We start from the raw sequence: 19,897 nt of genomic DNA, 5'->3' as shown, positions 1-19,897 counted from the left end.
TGGGGAGTGCTCCCCATGCGCCACTGGAGCCGTTCAGGCTCGTGCTGTATTGCCGGGGGCCTCCCGGCGTGCTCGGCCGGCTAGCTCAGCGCGATCTCGTTGGGAACGCCGGGGAGCGTCGCGGAGCTCGTGATCTCCTCGGTCTCCAGGTTGACGGCGTGGATCGTGCTCGTCGCCGGGTCGGTGACGTAGGCGACGCCGTCCTGCACCTTGAGCGCGGGGTGCGCGTCCTGCCATTCGGCGGGGCCCTCCCACGCGTCGATCACGGGGATCGAGGTGATGGGTGAGCCGTCCTCCTGCGAGAAGAGATGCAGCGAGCCGTCGGAGCCGAGGATGATCGCCTCGTTGTCGGAGCCGCGTGCGAGGTCGCGGAACGTGTAGCCGACGCCGTCGGGCAGCTCGGTGACCGAGATCTTGCCGCTCGCCGTGTCGACGAGCGCGAAGGCCTGCAGGAGGTAGCCCTCGGCATCCGGGTCGGTCTTGTAGTCGCCGAGGGCGATGGCCGAGTCCTCGGTCGTGAGCATGTTGCCGATGCGCCCGAACTCGTCCGGGGAGGAGAGCTTCGTGATCGTGCCGTCCGAGTAGGCGAGCGCGCCGTTCTCGCAGCCGACGACCACGACCTCGTCCTTCACCGTGCCTTCGCCGTGCACGCCGGGGCAGTCGGTGGAGCGAGCGAGCTCGGTGCCGTCGGCGTCGGTCGCGACGATGCCGGTGCGGTCGCTCAGCGTCGTGACGAAGGTGCCGTCCGAGAGCTCGATCGAGACGCCGTGGTGGGCGGCGTCGCTCGCAACCGTCTCGGTCTCGGGCAGCTTCGTGCCGTCGTCGAGGAGCGCATCCGTGTCGAAGATCACGGAGTCGCCGCTGCCGTCGAAGAACAGCACCGTCTTGCCGGCGTGCGCGACCGCGTGGCCCGCCTTCGAGCCTTCGAACGTGACGCCCGTGAGCGCCGGCTCCTGAGTGTCGAGCACCTGGAAGCCGGCGTCGGTCGTGACGAGCACGTTGCGGCCATCGCCGACGGGGTTGACGCGGGTGAACCCGTCGATGGGGACGTCGCCGACGACCTCGAGGGTCGTCGCGTCGAGGACGACGAGTCCGCCGTCGTACGTGAGCGTCACGCGTTCGGCGGTGGCCGCTGCGCCGGGGGTCGCCGCAGCTTCTCCCGTCGCGGCGGGAGCGGTCTGGGTGCAGCCGGTGAGGGCGAGGATGCCGAGGGCCGTCACGGCGATGGCGCCGCGGGTCCTGGTGGGGGAGGCGAGGGTCATGGAGACTCTTTCTGTGTTCGGGCTTGCTACTTGGGGTATTGGCGCTCGCGGTCGAGCGAGCTACGAGGTGAGGCCGGTGGTGATGCGCTCCGTGTTGGCGCGCATCATCTCGAGGTAGGTCTCTGCGCCGCCGCCCGCGGGGGTGAGCGACTCGGTGAAGAGCTGCTCGACGCGGACGTCGATGCCGGCCTCCTCCGCGAGGGCGCGGGCGAGGTCGTCGGGGCTGGAGGAGTCGGCGAAGATCGTGGGCACGCGGGCGGCGGTGATCTCGGCGCTGAGCTCGGCGAAGTCGGCGGCGCTGGGTGCGGCGAGCGTGGTCCCGCCAGGGATCACGGTGCCGACGACCGTGAAGCCGAAGCGCTCGGCGAGGTAGCCGAACACGTGGTGGTTGGTGACGAGGCTCTTCGACTCGCTCGGGATGGTGTCGAACTCGCCCTGCATCCACTCGTCGAGTTCGTCGAGCTCGCTCTCGTAGGCGGCGACGGAGGCGTCGAGGGCCGCCGCGTCGAGCCCGTCGAGGTCGGTCGCGAGTCGGGTGCCGAGCGCGTCGACGACCGCGGACATTCGGGCGGGGTCGGTCCAGAAGTGCGGATCGTCCATGCCTTCCGCGTCGCCTTCCGTGTAGGAGAGGGGCTCGAAGGCGTCGCTTGCCACGAAGTGCGGGATGCCGGCCGCATCGACCTGCTCGAGATGCTGCGCGACGCCCTCTTCCAGCCCGAGTCCGTTGGAGACGACGAAGTCCGCGTTCTCGATCGAGGCGGCCTCCTGGGCCGTGAGGCTGAAGGAGTGCGGGTCGGCGCCGGGCTTCATGAGGGTCACGACGCTCGCCTGGTCGCCGACGAGCTCGGTGACCACGTCGCCGAGGATGTTGGTGGTGACGACGATCTCGGGACGGTCATCTGCTGCGGTCGCGCTGCAGGACACGAGGCCTGCCGCGATCGCGAGCGAGGCGACGATGCCGAGTCCGTTGCGGGTGGACCGTGAGGCCGTCGATGCGCGCATGCTCAGTTTCCCGTCTCGAAGGCGAAGGCCGGGGCGGTCGGCAGCTCGAGGGTGCGGGCGACGCGCGCGCCGTCCTTGTAGTCGATCTCGTGCAGCTCGGCGGAGGCCGGCGTGCTCAGGTAGGCGCGGCTCGTGTCGACGGAGAGGTGGATGCTCGAGGCGGACTCCGGAGTGCCGATCAGCCCAGCCTGCGACCCGGTCACCTCGCCGCTCTCACCGTCGATGACCAGCAGGGTTCCCTCGTCGTCCACGGCGACGACGCGGTCGCTGTCGTCGCCGACGGCCACGGCCGTCAGGATGGGTCGTGTCGTCGGCAGGAGGGTGACCTCCTGCGAGCGGGAGGAGGCGAGCCAGATGCCGGAGTCTCCAGCGGGACCGGCCACGGCCGGGCGGTGGGGTCGGCTGTCGAGCGAGGTCGCTTGGCCGGGTGCGGTAGTTCCAGCCGCGTCTGCGGACGCGGCGTCCGGGTAGGCGACCTTCGTGATCGACGGTGCAGCGGCCGTGTCCTCGCCCTCGGCGGCCGCGGCGAACACGAGCCCATCCGCGCAGGCGAACGTCGCGCCGAGGCTCGTCTGCTGCACATCGCTCAGCCCCGGGCAGTCGACTCCCTCGCCGAGCTTCGTGCCGTCAGACGAGTAGGCGGTGAGGACGGGGGAGGCGCCCGCCGACGCGACGCTACTTGCGACCACGGCGTCGCCCACCGGCGCGGCCGCGGCGGAGTGGGCCGCCGACTCGATGCGGGTGAGCTCGACGGTCTCGCCCTGGCCGAGGGCGTGCCGGTCCAGCACCACCGTCGTGCCGGACGTCTCGAAGCTCAGGGCGGCGATGCCCTCGTTCGAGGAGACCCGTGCAGTTCCCGTCTCGGTGAGCTCGCCGACGAGGCCAGGAGTCGCACGGTAGTAATGCACGTGATCCCCGTGGGGCACCGTCCACACCCCGGTGTCGATGATCTCCGTCTTCCCGTCGGCGGCGTCGGCGCCCGAGAAGATGAACCGGCCGTCGCTGACGGCCCACGACGCGGGCGCCACGGCATCGAGTGCGGTGCTCTCGCCGGTGAGCAGGTTGAGGACGCTCACGGAGCCGTCCGCGCCGATGCTGCCGATGCTCGTCTGGGCTTCGGCGAGCTCCTCGGCCCCCGCCACGAAGCCGTGCGCCTGCTCTTCGGTGGTCGGCGCGCTCGCGGTCGGTTCGGTCTCGGAGCCCGGCGACGTGCATCCGGCGAGGGCGAGCATGCCGACGAGGGCGAGGGATGCGCGAGGTGCGAGTCCTCGGGCGGGGACTCGGGGGAGCGGGGAGATCAGGCGTGTGCGGGGCAAGACTGGTCGCTTTCTGCTGGAGCGGTGGTTCGGGGGATGGGACGGCTGGAGCGCGGTGCACGCAGCACCGAGGCGACGCCGACGGAGATGACGGCGGTCAGCGCGATGGCAGGACCAGCCGCGATGGCGAGATGCCACGAGGCGTAGAGGCCGACGACGACGGAGGCGATGCCGATCGCGCTGCCGAGCGCCATGATGCCGACGACGCTCTTCCTGCTGAGGGATGCGGCGGCCGGGGGAGCGAGGAGGAGCGCGGTCACGAGGAGCGTTCCGATGGTCTGGTAGGAGGCGATGACCGCGACCGCCACGAGGGCGATGAGGGCGAGGCTCGCGCGCTCCGGCCGCAGTCCGAGCGTGAACGCCTTGCGCTCGTCGAAGGCGAGCGCGGTGAAGGGCCGGTGGCAGAGGACGAGTCCGGCGGCGGCGAGCGCGAGCGCTGCGCCGATCAGCCAGAGCTCGCCTGGCCCGATCGCGAGCACGTCGCCGAACAGCATCGCCGTGACGTCGACGGCGAAGCTCCCCGACCTGGACACGATCGCGATGCCGAGCGCGAGCATCCCGACGAAGAGGATGCCGATGGCCGTGTCGTTGGAGAGCCGTGTCCGCTTCGTGAGGGTGCGCACGCCGACGGCCATGACGGCCGCCGAGACGGATGCGCCGGCGACCGGCGGGAGGCCGAGGAGGACTGAGACGGCGACGCCGGGGAGGATGCCGTGGGCGAGCGCCTCGCCGAGGAAGGCCATGCCACGCAGGACCACCCAGGTGCCGACGCAGGCGCACAGCACGGCGGCGAGGGAGCCGCCGAGGAGGGCTCTGGCGAAGAAGCTCGCCTCGAGGGGGTCGGTGAGGAAGGGCACGAGGAAGGACCGTAGCATAATGAAAACGCTTCTCATTACCGATAGGGTGGCGCGCATGGCTGCCCTCATCACGCTCGCGAACGCCACTGTCCGCTACGACGCACACGCCGCGCTGTCCGACGTCTCGCTTGAAGTGCGACGCTCCGCGATCACCGTCGTCGTCGGGCACAACGGCTCAGGCAAGAGCACGCTCCTCGGCGTGCTCGCCGGGACCACCCCGCTCACCTCGGGGACCCTCGACTGGCACGATTTCGACGCCAGGCCCGGCAGCATCGCCTACGTGCCCCAGCACGCCCGGCTGCCCGAGGCCTTCCCCCTGACGGTCGGTGCCGCCGTCGCGATGGGCCGCTGGGGCAGAGCGGGAAACCGGCCGAGCGCCTCGAGCTGGCGCTGGGGGCGAGGCGCGCAGGCCCGCACCCGCGACGCCGAGCTCGTCGACGCCGCCATCGAGCAGCTCGGCCTCGAGGAGCTCCGCGGACGTCTCCTCAGCCAGCTCTCCGGCGGGCAGCGGCAGCGAGCCCTCGTGGCGCAGGGCATCGCGCAGGACACGGAGGCGCTGCTCTTCGACGAGCCGACCGCAGGGGTCGACGCGGAATCCAGTGCACGCATCGCGGCGTGCCTCGCCGCGCTCGCCGAACAGGGCAGGACCGTCGTCGTCGCCAGCCACGACGCCGGAGAGATCGCAGCGGCGGACACCGTCGTCGCGCTGCGCGACGGACACGTGATCCCCGGGGAATCGCGGATGACTGCGCGAAGCGCTGCATCACTAGGATGACGACTACCCCTCGCTCCACGGACGAGGAGCGTCGGCGCCGTGCACGGCGCATCCCCGTCGAAGGAGCCCGCAATGAGCCAGTCAACCCCGATCGTGCGTTTCAACCTCGACCCGAGTCTCCTCAGCCAGAGGCAGGTGAGCACGCTGCGCTGGATCTTCGGCATCGGCGGAGCCGTGGCGATCATCCTCGGCATCGTCGCGCTCGTCTTCCCGATCAAGGCCCTCACCGCCATCGCCTGGATCTTCGGGCTGTTCTTCATCTTCTCGGGCACCCTGCGCCTCATCCGCGCCGTCGTCTCCAAGGGCATCCCCACCGGCTGGCGGGTCTTCAACGGCGTCGTCGGGCTGCTGCTCATCGCGGGTGGCGTCATCGCCCTCGTCCAGCCCGTTGCCCTCATCGACGCGCTCGGCATCCTCATCGCGATCACCTGGATCATCGAGGGCATCGCGGCGCTCGCGGATGGATCTCCCGGCCAGTCCCGCGGCTTCGCGATCCTCTCCGGCGTGCTCAGCATCGTCGCCGGCCTCCTCATCCTCCTCTGGCCTGCCGGCGTCGTCGTCGTCGCCCTGTGGATCGTGGCGATCATCCTCGTCATCGGCGGGATCACGCAGCTCGTCATGGCGTACCGCTTCGGCAAGCACGCGAAGAAGGCCTGACCCGACATGGCAACCATCACCTCCAAGATCCGTCTCGTCGACGACGCACCCTCCTCGCGGCCGCGCACCTTCACGCGCATCCTGCTCGGCGGCTTCCTCGTCTTTGCCGGGGTCACGCACCTCACAGTCGCCCGCGAGGAGTTCACGGCGCAGGTGCCGAAGTCGGTGACCAAGCACACGCCGCTCTCGACCGATCAGGTCGTGCTCGCCTCCGGCGTCGCCGAGATCGCGCTCGGCCTGTCGCTCCTGTTCGCGCGCCGCTCGGCCCGTCCGACCGTGGGCTGGATCGCAGCCGGATTCTTCACGGCCGTCTTCCCGGGCAACCTCGCGCAGTTCGCGCGTCGCCGCGACGCGTTCGGGCTCGACACCGACAGGAAGCGCTTCCTGCGCCTCTTCTTCCAGCCGGTGCTCATCGCCTGGTCGCTCTACTCCACCGGAGGCTGGCGCCGCCGCGTGAAGTAGCGGCGTTTCTCGAAGTGCGGGCGCTCCTACCCCGCACCGCCTCACCCTCTGGCCATCTCGGGATGGCTTCCGCGCTTCCCGATGGGTTGCAACCCATCGGGAAGCGCGGAACCCATCCCGAAACCTGTTGAGGGGATGGTTCGGATGTGCCGCGTCAGACCGGGTGGGCCGAGGGGGCAGCCTTCTCGACGCGTGCTGGTGCGTCTCTGAGGTCACGAGTATGTCCGATCTGGTGAAAGTGAGTGTGCTCCGAAGGTCTCGCAGACCGACGCTGATGTTCCCCCACCGCCTCAGAAGCGTGTAGATGTTCCGTCGCACTCGACGCTTCTGCGCGTCGCCCCGGTCCCGATACATCTGCGAGTGCGACACTGCAGGGGTGGATGCACACCTCCGACCATGGGTGGCCGACGATGCCCCTGCACTTGCGAATGCCATGCGAACGTCGCCCGACCTCGCCGCGCAGTTCCCGGGAGGTGTGCCCTCGACAGAGCTCGACTTCGTCTCCTACATGGCGCAGCATCTGGTCTCCGGCACCGCGAAGCACGACCTGGCGATCATCGTCGACGGCATCGCGGTCGGAAACGTCGGGCTGAGCAACATCGAACACGTGCACCAGACCGGGTGGGCCTACTACTGGCTGGCGAAGGGTGCTCGCGGCAGGGGCCTCGCGACGCGTGGCCTCGCGACGATCGCGGACCTGGCGTTCACGGAGCTCGGCCTCTTCCGCCTCGAGCTCGGCCACCGGACCGGGAACGCGGCGTCCTGCCGTGTCGCGAGTCGTGCCGGGTTCAGGCCCGAGGGCATCGAGCGGCAGAAGCTCCGCTACGGGAAGCAGCGGTTCGACGTCGAGACGCACGCGCGACTGACGCTCGACCCGGTCCCCGACATCGAGCTCATCCCGCGCACCGCCTCCCTGGCGGGGCCGCGGCAGCCGGACCTCACGCGGCCGGACCTCGGCCTCGCCTGAGGCCAGGCGGGTGGCCGAGGTCGGGACCTACTCGGTGAGGATGCGCCTCAGCGGGGGAGTTCACGCGGGGTAACGCGATTCCGCGGGGCGTCGCACGGGATGGCAGGTTGGTATCTGATTTCCCCGATCTCGACTGCTGAGGACTCCCACGTGCGCATCTCCCCGACCGTTCCCGAGTCGATCGCCTCACTGAGGGCCGCGAAGCCCGAGGTGGTCGAGCAGACGCTCGCCGCCTACACGGCGCTCTACGAGATCCCGCAGGTGATCGAGCGCGGCCTGCTCCACGGCTTCGCCAGGACGGTCGCGCGCTGGCAGGGCAACGCGCAGCTCGCCGACTGGCATCTGGCGCAGGGCGCCGATGCTCGTCTGCTCGGCGACGAGCTGCCCGCCGACGCGAAGCTGCGCGCGCTCGTGGAGCACGTCGACCTCATCACCGTGTCGCCAGCACTGGCCACCCACGAAGACCAGCACGTGCTGCCGGTCGCCGGGGTCACCCCGGACGAGATCGTGCTGCTGAGCCAGCTCGTGGCCTTCGAGAGCTACCTGGCACGCATGCTGGACGGCGACGCGCTGCTCGCCGGAACCGCGCCGGAGCGAGTGGATGCGCCCGCCCGCGCCACGGTTGCCGCCGGTCGGTCGAAGGACCTCTCGGGTCGCACCATCGCCGGACTGGCGAAGCCGACCGAGTACACGCAGGAGCAGCTCGAGTGGTCGCCGTGGGTGGCCGCCCCCGACGAGGCGGAGCTGACGGCCGAGCAGGTCGACTCGTTCGCCGCGAAGGCGACCACCAACAGCGTCTACTTCCGGCTCCTGTCCAGGGTTCCTGCGGTGCTGAAGGCCCGCAGCGCCATCGACAACGCCGTGTTCCTCGGCAAGGGCGGGCTGCCTCGCGCCGAGCGGGAGCTCGCCGCGGCCGTCGCCAGCAAGGTCAACGACTGCATCTACTGCGCCTCGGTGCACTCCAGGAAGGCGACCTTCCAGTCGAAGCGCCACGACGACGTGCAGCGGGTGCTGGACGCGGGCCTCGCTCGCGACGCCCACTGGCAGCCGACCTCGCTCGACGCGCTCAGCGACGGGCAGGACGAACGCTGGAGCGCCATCATCCGCTTCGCCGCGAGCCTGTCGACGCTGCGCCCGAGTGCCACGCCCGCGCAGATCGACGAGCTGCGCGCGCTCGGCCTCGACGACGCCGAGCTGTTCGACCTCGTTGGGTCGACGGCATTCTTCGCCTGGGCGAACCGGCTCATGCTGAGCCTCGGCGAGCCGAACTGGCCCGCCGCAGCCGCCAGCAGCTGAGCATCCGCGCCACTGCGCCGCCCCTGAACGTTCTGCACGACCTGCCACCGAGAGGTACCGATATGCCCATCTCACGCCGACTGCCCGCCGCCATCGCGGCCCTCGTCGCCAGCTCCCTGCTCCTCGCCGGCTGCGGCACGGTGACCCCCGAGGGCGGAGCCGACGCCGAGACCATCACCGTCGTCGACGATCAGGACCGCGAGGTCACGATCAACGGACCCGTCGAACGGGCCGTGGTGCTCAACAGCTACGGCAACGAGTTCGTGCGGGCGATCGGAGCCGGCGACACGGTCGTGGGCGTCGACCGCGCATCCATCAACCGCCTCCCGTACCTGCCGGTCGACGAGAGCGACGTCATCGCCGAGGGCCTCGACCAGATCAACTACGAGGCGGTCGCGGAGCTCGACCCCGACGTCGTCATCATGCCCCGCAACGCCGTCTGGCAGGAGGCCGCCGAGCAGCTCGAGTCGTTCGGCATCCCCGTCGTCGTCGCGACCGCCTGGGACTACGCGGTGTTCGACGAGACCGTCACCCTCCTCGGCCAGGTCTTCCAGAAGGAAGAGGGAGCAAGCGCCGTCACCGACTTCTCGAACGAGATCCTCGACGTCGTCGCCGAGCGCACCGAGGGCGTCGAGCCCGTGCCCGTCTACTGGGAGACGGTCGACCCGTACCTGACGGTGCTGCCCGGGTCCGGCTTCCACGCCATCATCGAGGCGGCAGGCGGCACGAACGTCTTCGAGAACGCCGCAGGCGGTGGCGACGAGCAGGAGGAGATCACGGTCGACCCCGCCGAGGTCGTCACCCGCAACCCGGCCGTCATCGTCCACGAGTTCGAGCCGAGCGCGACGCCGACCGGCCAGGAGCGCTTCGACACGCTCGGCGCAGAGATCACGTCCCGACCGGGCTGGTCGAACATCACCGCCATCCAGGACGGCGAGGTCTACCTCGCCAACGGCTGGGCGACCAGCGCCGTCGCGAAGTCCATCGGCGCCCTCTACCTCGCCAAGTGGCTGCACCCGGAGGAGTTCGCCGACGTGAACCCAGATGAGTTCCTCGAGCGCTGGGTCGTCGACTTCCAGCAGACCGACTTCCCCGGCGCCAGCGAGTACATCCAGCAGTACCAGGCGGCCGCGTAGTGGCAATCACCACGCCGAAGACCGGCACGGATACCCCGGGCGAGCAGAACGCGGTCGCCTCGAGCGAGCGCAAGCGCGCGAACGTCAAGCGGCTCGCCATCATCGGCGGCGTGGTCGTGAGCACCCTCGCCGTCGTCGCCGCCGTCACCATCGGCACGGCCGGAGTGACCTTCGGCGACGTCTGGAAGGCCGTCACCCTGTCGATCTTCGGCGGGACGCTCGAGAACGACTTCGCGCAGAAGTTCTCCATCGTCACCGAGCTGCGCCTCCCACGCGTGCTGCTGGCCTTCGCCGCCGGCGCAGGCCTCTCGCTGTCGGGTGTCCTCATGCAGGGGCTGCTCAGGAACCCGCTTGTGAGCCCCTTCACGCTCGGCGTCTCGCCGGCGGCCGCGTTCGGCGCTGCCCTCGCGATCACCATCGCGGGTGGCACGACGCTGCCCTCGTGGGCGATCATCGCGAGCGCGCTGGTCGTCTCGCTCGCCGTCTCGGCGCTCGTACTCGGGCTCGCCTCCGCCAAGGGCATGGCCATCGCCACGCTCCTGCTCCTCGGCATCGCCATCACGCAGCTGTTCGAGGCGCTCACCGCCGCACTCCAGTTCACGGCCAACGAGAACACGCTGCAGGCCATCGTGCGCTGGACGTTCGGCTCCGTGAACGACGCGACGTGGGGTGACGTGCAGACGGTCGGCGTCCTCGTCCTCGCGACGATCCCGTTCGTGCTGTGGTTCGCTAAGGACCTCAACGCCGTCGCCTTCGCGGGCGACGACGCGGCCAAGAGCCTCGGCGTCAACGTGCAGGCGCTCCGCGTCGGGCTCATCGTCGTCGCGGTTGTGCTCGCCGCTGTCATCGTCAGCTTCTGCGGCGTGATCGGCTTCGTGGGACTCGTCGGCCCGCACATCGCGCGCCTCATCATCGGCGCAGACCACCGCTACCTCATCCCGTTCTCGGTGCTCACAGGAGGGCTGCTGCTGCTCGTCGCCGACACCGTCGGGCGCACGATCCTGGCACCCGCCGTCATCCCCGTCGGCATCGTGGTCGCCTTCATCGGCGCGCCCATCTTCATCCAGCTCATCCTCACGAGGAAGACGGCCCTCAAATGAGCCTGACGATCGACGGCATCGAGTTCGCCTACGGCAAGCACAAGGTGCTGAAGGGCGTGAGCCTCGAAGTGCAGGACGGCACCTTCTGCGCGCTGCTCGGACCGAACGGCTCCGGCAAGTCGACGCTCACGAAGATCATCGCCCGCGTTCACAAGCCGAGCGTGGGGACCGTCACGTTCGACGGCACCGACGTGCTCGGCCTCGGCAGGCGCGAGCACGCGCGAACGGTGGCCTACGTGCCGCAGTCCGGAGAGGCGCCCTTCGACCTCACGGTGCGCGAGGCGGTGCTGCTCGGTCGCACGCCCCACTATGGGATGGCGCCAGGCGCCGAGGACTGGCGGCACGTCCAGGACGCGATCACGCTCCTGAACCTCGACTCTCTCGTGGACAGGAACATGTCCGAGCTCTCCGGGGGCCAGGCGCAGCGTGTGCTCGTGGCCAGGGCTCTCGCGCAGGACCCGAAGGTGCTCCTGCTCGACGAGCCGACGAGCGCGCTCGACCTGCGCTACCAGATCGAGACGCTGCAGATCGTGCGTCGCATCACCCGCACGAAGGGCATCACGGCCCTCATCGCGATCCACGACCTCAACCACGCCGGCCGCTTCTGCGACCAGATCGTCATGCTCGACCAGGGCACGATCATCAAGAGCGGAACACCGGCTGAGGCGCTGCAGGAGGACACCCTCAAGCAGGTCTACGGGCTGCGCGTGACCGTCGAGGAGCGCGAAGGCTTCGTCGAGGTTCGGCCAGTCGTCGAGGACGACCTGGAGTACCGCATCTGATGTTCGACGCCGTCATCGTCGGGGGCGGTCCGCGCGCCGTCGCCACGGTCCTCAGGGTGGTGGCGCGCCGACCAGACGCGTGCATCCGCGTAGCCATCGTCGACGCGATCGACGTGGGGGCCGGAGCGACCTGGCGCATCGACCAGCCGGCAGAGTTCCTCAACAACACGACCTCCGGCTCGACGACCATCCACGCCGACGAGTCGACCAGGATGACCGGGCCGATCGTGCCGGGCCCGGACCTCGTCGACTGGGCGGCCGCGATCGTCGACCGTGGCGAGCACCCCACGCCGTGGGTGCTCGAGGAGGCGCGCGCGGTGCGCCCCGGCAGCTTCCCCTCTCGGCGGCTGCAGGGGGTCTACTTCCGCGAGCAGCTCGCAGCGGCCGAGGCGAGCGGGCACGTGGAGCTCGCCCGAATCCGGGGAACCGCAGTGGACGTGCGCGACGACGGGCCCGACGCACGCACCGTCGTGCTCGCTGACGGCACCGAGCTGCGGGCGCCGATCGTCGTACTCGCCCAGGGCATGGTGCAGACGCTGCCGACCGACGAGACGCAGCGCTTCGAGCGGGCAGCGCGAGAGCTCGGCCTGGTCTACATCGCCCCTGGAATGCCGGCCGAGCAAGACTGGGGCAAGGTGCCAGCGGGCGAGGACGTCATCGTCCGCGGCCTCGGCGCGAACTTCTTCGACGTCGTCGCCGTGCTCACGGCGGGGCGCGGCGGACGGTTCGAGCCCGTCGCCGGCGATGTACGAGGGCGACTTCGCTACCTGCCGTCGGGAGACGAGCCCATCCTCCACGCAGGTTCGCGCCGGGGCGTGCCGTACCGCGCCAAGGCGGACGGCTGGGCGGAGGCGTCGCCGTTCGTGGCACGCACCGCGAACCCGGACTGGTTCAGGGCGCTCGCCGCGGCCGAGCCGGAGTCGTTGGACTTCCGAGGCGACGTCTGGCCATCCATCGCGCGCGAGTTCGCTGTTGCGTACCTCGCCGCCCTCTCGGCTTGGGCACCCCACGCCCTCACCGTCTCGCTTCCGGAGGCCCTCGCCGCCCTCGACGATGCCGAGAGCGTCAGCGCCATCGACGACGTCCTCACGGCGTCCATCGACCAGCGTGCTGACGACGGTGCCCACGCGTTCACGATCGACTCGCTGCGACGCCCGACGCGGGGTCAGCAGGTGAGCCCCGAGCGGTGGCGGCGTCAGGTCGAGCAGCTCGTCGAGAGCGAGCTCGGGTCGATGTCCTCGCCAGACGAGCATCCTCGCGCCGCGGTCAACCGCGCGATGGGGGCTCTGCGGGGCCAGGCGGCACGACTCGCCGTGAGCGGCGTGCTCGAGGGCCGCTCGGCTGTCACCGACTTCGAAGGCTGGTTCAACGCGGACGGGCTGTTCCTCGCATCCGGCCCACCGTCCGGGCGGACTCGTGAGGTGCTCGCGCTCATCGACGCTGGCTTGCTCCGCCTGACCGGCCCCGAGACCTCGGTATCGCTCGATGTCGAGGCCGGCGAGTTCGTCGCCCGCTCCGCGATCACGGGCATCGAGGTGCGCGCCCGCGCGCTCATCGAACCCCGCATGTCGAAGGGAAAGGTGCCGGCGACCGACGACCCGCTGCTGCGCGCGCTGCTGGACTCCGGACGCGCTCGAGTGCACGCGCGACGAGCGCGAGACGGAGTGGCCGTCGAGACGGACAGCATGGAGGCGACGGGCGCGAGCCTGGAGGAGGGGGAGCCCGGCCTCAATCTCGTGCGGCGCGACGGCTCCGTCGACGATCGAGTGGTTGTGCTCGGCATCCCGGCCCTCAGCACGCAGCCGGGCAGCGCGATCGGGGCGACGCCGCGCAAGCCCTCACCGCTGCTGGCCGGTGCCGACGTCGCCGCGAGGCAGATCGTCCGGCTCGCGAGCCAGCAGCGTCAGAGCTGAACGCGGTGCGGGGCTGGCTCGCGAGCGCCCCGAGGCACCCACGTCAGCCCGGCCACGAGGACGGCGAGGAGGGCCACGACGCCGAGGATCAGGCCCGCCGGCGCGAGACCGAGCTGCGCGCCCGCGAGGCCAGCGATCGGGTAGCAGAGCATGAAGCAGGCGTGTGAGAGCGAGAACTGGGCCGCGAAGACCGCGGGTCGCTGCTCGCCAGATGCCGCCCTCCGGAGGAGCCGCGAGGAAGGCGTCAGGATCAGCGAGGTCGCGGCGCCGAGCAGCCCCCACACGGGGAGGGCGAGTGGCCAGGCCCACGCTGCATCGGTCGAGAGCACGCCCGCCATCGCGAGGAGGCCGATCGGGATGAGGGCAGCGCCGGCCAGCATGACCCGGCGGTCGGAGACGCGATCGAGCACCCGAGGCAGCGCGAGCGCCACGAGCAGGGAGCCGGCTCCGTAGGAGGCGAGCAGGATCGCCAGGTCCGACTGCGCCCGCCCGAGCTGCGCCTGCACGAAGACGACCGAGTTCACGATCACCATGGCCGTGCCGGCCGCGACCGCCAGGTTCAGCGCCAGGAGGGCCCGGAGGTCGCGGGTGCGCAAGAAGACCCGCAGCCCGGAGGTCAGCCGGGAGATGAAGGGGCTCGGGGCTGCGAGCGTGCGGGTGGGGAACGTCGTCGTGCCGACGAGCGTCGCCGAGATGACGAAGCCGAGGACGGTCCCGACGAACAGCGAGTTGGAGCTGACGACGGTGAGCAGCAGGGCTGCGAGCAGCGGGCTCACGAGTGCCTCGAGGTCGTAGGCGAGGCGCGAGAGCGAGAGCGCCCGCGTGTAGAGGCGCTCATCCGGGAGCACGTCGGGGATGACGGCCTGGAAGGTGGGCGTGAAGGTCGCGGACGCTGCCTGCAGGACGAAGACGAGCACGTAGACCTGCCAGACCTCGCCGACGAAGGGGAGGCCGAGTGCGATGAGGGCGCGGATGAGGTCAGCAGAGATGAGGACACGGCGTCGTGACCACCGGCTCGTGACCGCCGCCATGACGGGCGACACCACGACGTAGGCGATCATCTTGATCGTCAGCGCGGTGCCGAGCACGATGCCAGCGTCGCCGCCCGCGAGGTCGAACGCGAGGAGGCCGAGCGCGACCGTGAGCAGCCCCGTGCCGACGAGCGCGATGACCTGGGCGGAGAAGAGCCGACGGAAGGCCCGGTTGGCGAGGACCTCACGCATCGACGTCTCCCCGCAGCTCGCGACCCGGCTGCGGGTCTCGCCGGTGGTGGGGTGGGATGGCGTCGGCGCCTCCGACTCCGGCGACGGAGTGCTCGGCCTGGAACAGCGCGTCGGCGACGAGCCGCTTCGCGTGACCGTTGATGAGCCGGTAGAAGACGCGCGTGCCTTCCTGCCTGGTCGCGACGATGCGGGCGAGGCGCAGCTTGGCGAGGTGCTGCGAGACGCTCGCCGGCGTCTTGCCGACGGCCTCGGCGATGTCGTTCACGGCGTGCTCCCCGTCGTCGAGGACGAGCACGATGCGCACGCGCGTCGCGTCGGCGAGCATGCCGAAGACCTCGGCGGCGAGTTCGACGGTCGGGTTGTCGAGCTCGATGTGTCCGAGTGAACCCGTGCCGTCTTCCTGCGTATCTGCATGCATACGCAGATAATGGCATAGTTGCGGGTGTCGCGTCGAGCACGCGCCCAGCGCGGCGCTGTCCTGGCCCCTACCCTGGATGCATGACTGCAGCCGACGACTTCGCGCGCCATCCCATCGACCCGACCTCCGCGGCGAAGCTCGCCGAGTCCGGCCTGCGCTACGAGACGCTCGATACCGATGACGCGGCCACCTTCAACGCATGGGCGCGAGCAGACCTCCGTGGATTCCTCGCCGCCGAGCCGAGCGAGAAGCAGCTCGAGGGGATGCGCGCATCCCTGGGCTACCGCCGCACGACGGGCGTCTGGGACGACTCGGCGCCCCTCGTCGACGAGCCCATCGCCACGGTGAGCTCGTGGCCCGCCGACCTCACGCTGCCGGGCGGCAGCCAGCTGACCAGCTGGGCGATCAGCTCGGTGACCGTCTCCCAGGCTCGCCGCCGCCGCGGGATCGCCAGGAACCTGCTCGAGGGGGAGCTGCGCACGGCCGCTGCCCTCGGCCTCCCGCTCGCGGCCCTCACGGTGTCGGAGTCGACGATCTACGGCCGGTTCGGCTTCGGGCCCGCGACCTTCGCCGCGAGCTTCAGCATCGACACGCGCCGCGTCCGCTGGGCCGGCCCGACCCCGGCCGGTCGCGTCGACTACGTGGGGCGGGAGCAGTGGGCCGAGCAGATCGGCGGCCTCTTCGACCGCGTCAGGGTGGCGCGGGTCGGGGAGATCGAGGGCTGGGACGGAATGTGGCCCCGCCTCGCGGGAACGGTGCACGACGAGGACGGCGATGGCAAGAAGCTCCGCGCCATCACCTACACCTCGGAGGCCGGTGACCTCGAGGGGGCAGCGCTGTTCAAGCTCGAGGGCGGCGACCACGACTACGCGAGCCACACGCTGAACGTCGAGTTCCTCCGCGCCGTCAGCGACGACGCCTACGCCGCGCTGTGGCGCTTCTTCCTCGAGGCCGATCTCGTCGCGACCGTCAAGGCGGAGCAGCTCGCCATCGACGAGCCCATCAGGTGGATGCTCGGCGACCAGCGGGCCGCGACCGTCACGACCTCCGACCACCAGTGGCTGCGCATCCTGGACACGAAGGCCGTGCTGGACGCGCGACGGTATTCGTCGCCCGGCGTGCTCGGACTCGAGATCGAGGATGCGCTCGGCTTCGCGGGCGGCTCGTTCGTGCTCACGGTCGGCGCGGATGGCGTCGGGACGGCGGAGCCGGTCGATGCCCTGCCCGAGGGGTCGGCAGCCGTGCGCCTGGGCGTGGACGCGCTCGGGTCGCTCCTCCTCGGCGGCGTATCGCCCGCCGCGCTCCGCGCAGCAGGCTCCCTGCATGAGCTGAGCGACGGGGCGGCGGAGCTCGCGGGACGTGTGCTGCGGGTCTCGCCGGAGCCCTCGCCGGGCATCTGGTACTGAGCTCCGCGGTGCGCCGCTCCGCCGACGGTGAACATCGCCAGCTTGGCGGGGCGGCGCGCAACTAGAATCTGCGACATGGCATCTGGATTCTGGGGGCGCGCTCGCCGCGCGAAGCAAGCGCAGCAGGCCGAGATCGACGCCCACGACAAGGACCTGGCGATGAAGGCGGGTGTTGCGCTCGTCGACGCCGATGAGCGCATCCGGCTCATGAACGACGAGCTCTCGTTCGCGGAGGCCGAACTGGGCTCCGGCGCGACACAGGACCTGAAGGACACGCTCGTCAACGTGCGCAAGTACATGGGCGAGGCGTTCCACCTGAATCAGCTGAACGTCGATGACATCCCGGACACGCCAGACGAGCTGCGCACCAGGAACGCGCGGATCGTGCAGATCTGCGAGTGGGCGATGGGGCTGCTCGAAGAGAAGTCCTCGGTGCTCGAGGAGGCCGTCGCGGTGGTGCGGCAGACGCCCGCCGTGCTCGAGGGCGTCAAGCGGGACTCGGAGCGTCTGCGCGCGCGCATCCCGGACGCGCAGGCCAGCATCGATCGTCTCGCGCTGCGCTACTCGGACGCCGCGCTGCACCAGGTGGGCGACAACCCCGCCGAGGCGGCCCAGCTCCTGACCTTCGCGGAGCACAGCGCCGACGTGTCGCTGCGCCGCCGTGAGGCCGGGCAGAACGAGCAGTCGCGGCTTGCCCTCGAGGCGTCCACGGAGGCCGTGCGCCGCGTGCATACGCTGCTCGACGCCGTCGAGAACTACGAGATCGAGGCACTCCGCGCCGAGTCGACGCTCGCTGCCGTGATCGCGGACTCGAGGGGCGATCTCGTCGCGGCGAGAGACGTGCCACGCAGCCAGGAGGTCGAGGAAGCCGCGAAGCGGCTCACCGATGCGCTCGCCGCGCTCCCTCCCGCGGGCGAGCGAACCGACCCGTTCGCGTCGCTCTCGAGGCTCCGTGCCGCGAACACGGGACTCGACGAGGCGATCGCCAAGGCCAGGGACAGGGCCGCGCGGCCCATCCCGTCGCAGACTCAGGTCGTGACCGCCATCGACGACGCGGATCGGCAGATCGCCGTCGCCAACGACGTCATCTCCGGCCACCGTGGCTGGATCGGCTCGGCGCCGCGCACCCGGCTTGCCGAGGCGGAGCGCATCCGCAACGAGCTGGTCAGCTTCCGGGGCGGTGAAGACGAACGCGAGCAGGCGCTAGCGCTGGCACGCCGGGCGGGTTCGCTCGCGAGCGAGGCACTGCAGCTCGCGCAGCGCGACATCGACCAGTCGCGTCCGCAGCAGCAGCAGGGGTACGACGAGTGGGGCCAGCCGCGTGGCGGCGGCTACCAGGGCGGCTACGGCGGTCGCGGCGGCCGACGTGGCGGAGACATGGGCGACGTCGTTGGCGGCGTGCTCGGTGGTCTCATGATCGGCGGGCTGCTTGACGGGATGTTCGACTAGCGGCTCCGGCACCTCGGTCGGGCCCTCGCTGTTGCGGCGCCCGCCGGCCGTCGTCGGTCGCCGCGTCGCTCGCTACTTCGCGGAGCGCACGGAGAGCAGCTCGTAGCCCTCAGGGACCATCGCCTCGATTTTCGCCTTCGCCGCCTCGTAGGAGTCGGCTTCCGCCTCGATCGTCTCGCTGGCTACTGGACGGATGACTGCAATGACCTTGACCATCCGCTGATCATAGAGCGGACGCGCGGCCCAGGGTGGTACGACGCGGCCCGTCGGGCGCCTGCGGGCATCGGCCAGCGGTGCGTGCCCGAGGTGGGTCAGTCCCGCTCGGGAGAGGACTGCGCATCGCGCAGGATGCGCTTGGTCGCCCTGGCCTCCCACGCCTCCTGGAGCAGTTCGCCGAGCCTCGGCGGGGGGACGTTCGCGAGCCGCACCAGCACGCTCGGGTGGCCGTCGTAGTGGGGTGTCGTGAAGAACGCCGACGGCTCGCCCTGGAGCAGAGCCTCGCGCTCGCCGAGGTCGGCGCGCCAGCACACGAGCACCCCGGGCTCGTCGTGGATGCGCGCGAACATCTTCGTCCCGACGTAGAACGCCGGGGTGCCGTAGGCGGTGCGCTCCGAGGTCTCCGGCAGGCGGAGCGCCAGCCGTCGCACATCGTCGTCGCTGCTCATGACGCCATCGTGCCACCGTCCGGCCGTCCCGTGCCCGGTTGTTGTCGGAACGAGACGGCGTCTTCGTCCGGGCGAGCGGACCGTGCTGTGAGCGGTGGCCCAGGAAGCCGCCATCGCCGTGGACGCGCCACGGAGGGAATAGCGCGGGGCGCCGGCTCGCTGAACCCGGGTATGAAGGCAATCGTCTACTCAGCCACCGGTCCGTCCAGCGTCCTCTCCCAGGTCGAGCGCGAGGTCGCGCAGCCTGGCCCGGGCGAAGTCCGCGTGAGGGTCGTCGCCTCTGGCGTGAACCCCACCGATTGGAAGGCGCGCGACGGCGGTGGCGCGGGCAGTCTGCTCGGCTTCCCGGAGGTGGTCCCGAACCAGGATGGTGCGGGCGTCGTCGATGCTCTCGGCGACGGCGTGGACACGCTCGCCGTCGGCGACCGTGTCTGGGTGTACCTCGCGGCGCACAACCGGCCGACGGGCACGGCGCAGGAGTTCACGGTGCTGCCCGCCGACCGTGTCGTCGCGTTGCCGGACGGCATCGACTTCGACGTCGCCGCGAGCCTCGGCGTGCCCGCCATGACGGCGCACCGGGCACTCACGGTGCACGAGCACGGCCCCGCCCGTCTCTCGCCCGAGGCGCTCGCGGGCCGCACGGTGCTGGTGCACGGCGGCGCAGGAGCGGTGGGCCACGCGGCCATCCAGCTCTCGGTGTGGGCAGGTGCGACGGTGATCACATCGGTGAGTAGCGACGAGAAGGAAGCCCTGGCCCTCGCAGCCGGGGCGCACCACGTGGTCCGCTACCCGGACGCCTCGCTCGCCGAGCGCATCCGGGAACTGGCTCCGAACGGCGTCGACCACATCGTCGAGGTGTCGCCCACGCAGAACGCGGCGCTCGACGTCGAGGTCATCGCCAACCACGGCAGCATCGCCTACTACGCGAACAACAACGGCGACGACTTCACCGTGCCCATCATCGCGAGCTTCGCGAAGAACGTCCGCTGGCAGGGGCTGCTGCTCTACACGGTGGGTCCGGATGCGCTGCACGCGGCGGCCGAGGACGTGACGGCGGCGCTCGTCGACGGCGCGCTTCCCGTGGGGGAGCCGGCTGGCCTGCCCATCACGTGGTTCCCGCTCGAGGAGACGGCCCAGGCGCACGACGCGGTCGAGGGTGGAGCCGTGGGGAAGGTGCTCATCCGCGTCGCGGACGAGAAGGCCTGATCTCA

At 70.7% G+C, this 19,897-nt stretch carries 20 protein-coding genes; 12 read left to right on the top strand and 8 right to left on the bottom strand.

What is annotated here, in order from left to right; translation table 11 throughout:
- Positions 1-80 precede the first annotated feature (80 nt).
- The 4 genes from aztD to aztB are packed head-to-tail and all read right to left on the bottom strand — an operon-like array spanning position 81 to position 4,455.
- Complete coding sequence (gene aztD / locus C5E07_RS09975; protein WP_104299336.1) at positions 81-1,262, bottom strand: zinc metallochaperone AztD; 1,182 nt, start codon at positions 1,260-1,262, stop codon at positions 81-83.
- A gap of 60 nt (positions 1,263-1,322) precedes the next feature.
- The gene (gene aztC / locus C5E07_RS09970) at positions 1,323-2,264 is read right to left on the bottom strand and encodes a zinc ABC transporter substrate-binding protein AztC (protein ID WP_104299335.1); all 942 of its coding nucleotides are present in this window, start codon (positions 2,262-2,264) and stop codon (positions 1,323-1,325) included.
- Positions 2,265-2,266: 2 nt separating this feature from the next.
- The gene (locus C5E07_RS09965; protein ID WP_104346634.1) at positions 2,267-3,580 is read right to left on the bottom strand and encodes a hypothetical protein; all 1,314 of its coding nucleotides are present in this window, start codon (positions 3,578-3,580) and stop codon (positions 2,267-2,269) included.
- Positions 3,562-4,455 (bottom strand): zinc ABC transporter permease AztB, encoded by an 894-nt coding sequence (gene aztB / locus C5E07_RS09960; RefSeq protein WP_104299333.1) that lies wholly within the window; start codon positions 4,453-4,455, stop codon positions 3,562-3,564. The genes C5E07_RS09965 and aztB overlap by 19 nt, the downstream gene beginning before the upstream one ends.
- Positions 4,456-4,492: 37 nt before the next feature.
- Between aztB and C5E07_RS09955 the strand changes: the two genes are divergently transcribed.
- From C5E07_RS09955 to C5E07_RS09915, 9 genes are all read left to right on the top strand, one after another.
- Positions 4,493-5,212, top strand: coding sequence for a metal ABC transporter ATP-binding protein (locus C5E07_RS09955; protein ID WP_181057918.1), 720 nt, complete (start codon positions 4,493-4,495; stop codon positions 5,210-5,212).
- A gap of 72 nt (positions 5,213-5,284) precedes the next feature.
- On the top strand, positions 5,285-5,869 hold the full coding sequence (locus C5E07_RS09950) for an HdeD family acid-resistance protein (RefSeq protein WP_104299331.1): 585 nt from the start codon (positions 5,285-5,287) through the stop codon (positions 5,867-5,869).
- Between the two features lie 6 nt (positions 5,870-5,875).
- The gene (locus C5E07_RS09945) at positions 5,876-6,331 is read left to right on the top strand and encodes a hypothetical protein (RefSeq protein ID WP_104299330.1); all 456 of its coding nucleotides are present in this window, start codon (positions 5,876-5,878) and stop codon (positions 6,329-6,331) included.
- A gap of 376 nt (positions 6,332-6,707) precedes the next feature.
- The gene (locus C5E07_RS09940) at positions 6,708-7,298 is read left to right on the top strand and encodes a GNAT family N-acetyltransferase (RefSeq protein WP_104241864.1); all 591 of its coding nucleotides are present in this window, start codon (positions 6,708-6,710) and stop codon (positions 7,296-7,298) included.
- A gap of 150 nt (positions 7,299-7,448) precedes the next feature.
- Positions 7,449-8,594, top strand: a complete 1,146-nt coding sequence (locus tag C5E07_RS19755) for a peroxidase-related enzyme (RefSeq protein ID WP_258063862.1) — start codon at positions 7,449-7,451, stop codon at positions 8,592-8,594.
- A 62-nt stretch (positions 8,595-8,656) separates the two neighbouring features.
- Positions 8,657-9,730 (top strand): ABC transporter substrate-binding protein, encoded by a 1,074-nt coding sequence (locus C5E07_RS09930; RefSeq protein WP_104299328.1) that lies wholly within the window; start codon positions 8,657-8,659, stop codon positions 9,728-9,730.
- Entirely contained in the window at positions 9,730-10,830 is a 1,101-nt protein-coding gene (locus tag C5E07_RS09925) for an iron ABC transporter permease (RefSeq protein WP_104299327.1), read from the top strand. Before C5E07_RS09930 ends, C5E07_RS09925 begins: the two co-directional genes overlap by 1 nt.
- Positions 10,827-11,612 carry an ABC transporter ATP-binding protein gene (locus C5E07_RS09920; RefSeq protein WP_104241856.1) on the top strand — a complete coding sequence of 262 codons (786 nt, stop codon included), beginning with the start codon at positions 10,827-10,829 and terminating at the stop codon, positions 11,610-11,612. Before C5E07_RS09925 ends, C5E07_RS09920 begins: the two co-directional genes overlap by 4 nt.
- Entirely contained in the window at positions 11,612-13,525 is a 1,914-nt protein-coding gene (locus tag C5E07_RS09915; protein WP_104299326.1) for an FAD/NAD(P)-binding protein, read from the top strand. The genes C5E07_RS09920 and C5E07_RS09915 overlap by 1 nt, the downstream gene beginning before the upstream one ends.
- Here the strand turns inward: C5E07_RS09915 and C5E07_RS09910 are convergent.
- Positions 13,516-14,748, bottom strand: coding sequence for an MFS transporter (locus C5E07_RS09910; RefSeq protein ID WP_104241852.1), 1,233 nt, complete (start codon positions 14,746-14,748; stop codon positions 13,516-13,518). The two genes, C5E07_RS09915 and C5E07_RS09910, sit on opposite strands and share 10 nt — an antisense overlap.
- Positions 14,741-15,166 carry a metalloregulator ArsR/SmtB family transcription factor gene (locus tag C5E07_RS09905; RefSeq protein ID WP_104299325.1) on the bottom strand — a complete coding sequence of 142 codons (426 nt, stop codon included), beginning with the start codon at positions 15,164-15,166 and terminating at the stop codon, positions 14,741-14,743. The genes C5E07_RS09910 and C5E07_RS09905 overlap by 8 nt, the downstream gene beginning before the upstream one ends.
- Positions 15,167-15,246: 80 nt before the next feature.
- Between C5E07_RS09905 and C5E07_RS09900 the strand changes: the two genes are divergently transcribed.
- Both C5E07_RS09900 and C5E07_RS09895 read left to right on the top strand, forming a co-directional pair.
- Positions 15,247-16,572 carry a GNAT family N-acetyltransferase gene (locus C5E07_RS09900; RefSeq protein WP_104299324.1) on the top strand — a complete coding sequence of 442 codons (1,326 nt, stop codon included), beginning with the start codon at positions 15,247-15,249 and terminating at the stop codon, positions 16,570-16,572.
- Positions 16,573-16,647: 75 nt separating this feature from the next.
- On the top strand, positions 16,648-18,021 hold the full coding sequence (locus C5E07_RS09895) for a hypothetical protein (protein WP_104241846.1): 1,374 nt from the start codon (positions 16,648-16,650) through the stop codon (positions 18,019-18,021).
- A gap of 72 nt (positions 18,022-18,093) precedes the next feature.
- On the opposite strand, the gene C5E07_RS19490 is transcribed toward C5E07_RS09895, so the two are convergent.
- Together C5E07_RS19490 and C5E07_RS09890 are read right to left on the bottom strand one after the other, a co-directional pair.
- Positions 18,094-18,237 carry a hypothetical protein gene (locus tag C5E07_RS19490; protein ID WP_160073511.1) on the bottom strand — a complete coding sequence of 48 codons (144 nt, stop codon included), beginning with the start codon at positions 18,235-18,237 and terminating at the stop codon, positions 18,094-18,096.
- A 95-nt stretch (positions 18,238-18,332) separates the two neighbouring features.
- Positions 18,333-18,686 carry an MmcQ/YjbR family DNA-binding protein gene (locus C5E07_RS09890; RefSeq protein WP_104299323.1) on the bottom strand — a complete coding sequence of 118 codons (354 nt, stop codon included), beginning with the start codon at positions 18,684-18,686 and terminating at the stop codon, positions 18,333-18,335.
- Between the two features lie 171 nt (positions 18,687-18,857).
- On the opposite strand from C5E07_RS09890, the gene C5E07_RS09885 reads away from it, so the two are divergent.
- Positions 18,858-19,892 carry an NADPH:quinone reductase gene (locus C5E07_RS09885; RefSeq protein WP_104299322.1) on the top strand — a complete coding sequence of 345 codons (1,035 nt, stop codon included), beginning with the start codon at positions 18,858-18,860 and terminating at the stop codon, positions 19,890-19,892.
- Positions 19,893-19,897: the final 5 nt, after the last annotated feature.

The sequence above is a fragment of the Pseudoclavibacter sp. RFBJ3 genome (assembly GCF_002931375.1).
GTDB lineage: Bacteria > Actinomycetota > Actinomycetes > Actinomycetales > Microbacteriaceae > Pseudoclavibacter.
This window is presented reverse-complemented; position numbering and strand designations above follow the sequence as displayed.

Excerpts from the sequence above, each read along its gene's own strand:
- C5E07_RS09915 (WP_104299326.1), top strand. The coding sequence starts at position 11,612 with ATGTTCGACGCCGTCATCGTCGGGGGCGGTCCGCGCGCCGTCGCCACG.
- C5E07_RS09910 (WP_104241852.1), bottom strand. The coding sequence starts at position 14,748 with ATGCGTGAGGTCCTCGCCAACCGGGCCTTCCGTCGGCTCTTCTCCGCC.
- C5E07_RS09885 (WP_104299322.1), top strand. The coding sequence starts at position 18,858 with ATGAAGGCAATCGTCTACTCAGCCACCGGTCCGTCCAGCGTCCTCTCC.
- aztD (WP_104299336.1), bottom strand. The coding sequence starts at position 1,262 with ATGACCCTCGCCTCCCCCACCAGGACCCGCGGCGCCATCGCCGTGACG.
- C5E07_RS09945 (WP_104299330.1), top strand. The coding sequence starts at position 5,876 with ATGGCAACCATCACCTCCAAGATCCGTCTCGTCGACGACGCACCCTCC.
- C5E07_RS09920 (WP_104241856.1), top strand. The coding sequence starts at position 10,827 with ATGAGCCTGACGATCGACGGCATCGAGTTCGCCTACGGCAAGCACAAG.
- C5E07_RS09930 (WP_104299328.1), top strand. The coding sequence starts at position 8,657 with ATGCCCATCTCACGCCGACTGCCCGCCGCCATCGCGGCCCTCGTCGCC.
- aztC (WP_104299335.1), bottom strand. The coding sequence starts at position 2,264 with ATGCGCGCATCGACGGCCTCACGGTCCACCCGCAACGGACTCGGCATC.
- aztB (WP_104299333.1), bottom strand. The coding sequence starts at position 4,455 with ATGCTACGGTCCTTCCTCGTGCCCTTCCTCACCGACCCCCTCGAGGCG.
- C5E07_RS09905 (WP_104299325.1), bottom strand. The coding sequence starts at position 15,166 with ATGCATGCAGATACGCAGGAAGACGGCACGGGTTCACTCGGACACATC.
- C5E07_RS19490 (WP_160073511.1), bottom strand. The coding sequence starts at position 18,237 with ATGGTCAAGGTCATTGCAGTCATCCGTCCAGTAGCCAGCGAGACGATC.
- C5E07_RS09955 (WP_181057918.1), top strand. The coding sequence starts at position 4,493 with ATGGCTGCCCTCATCACGCTCGCGAACGCCACTGTCCGCTACGACGCA.
- C5E07_RS09900 (WP_104299324.1), top strand. The coding sequence starts at position 15,247 with ATGACTGCAGCCGACGACTTCGCGCGCCATCCCATCGACCCGACCTCC.
- C5E07_RS09895 (WP_104241846.1), top strand. The coding sequence starts at position 16,648 with ATGGCATCTGGATTCTGGGGGCGCGCTCGCCGCGCGAAGCAAGCGCAG.
- C5E07_RS09950 (WP_104299331.1), top strand. The coding sequence starts at position 5,285 with ATGAGCCAGTCAACCCCGATCGTGCGTTTCAACCTCGACCCGAGTCTC.
- C5E07_RS09890 (WP_104299323.1), bottom strand. The coding sequence starts at position 18,686 with ATGAGCAGCGACGACGATGTGCGACGGCTGGCGCTCCGCCTGCCGGAG.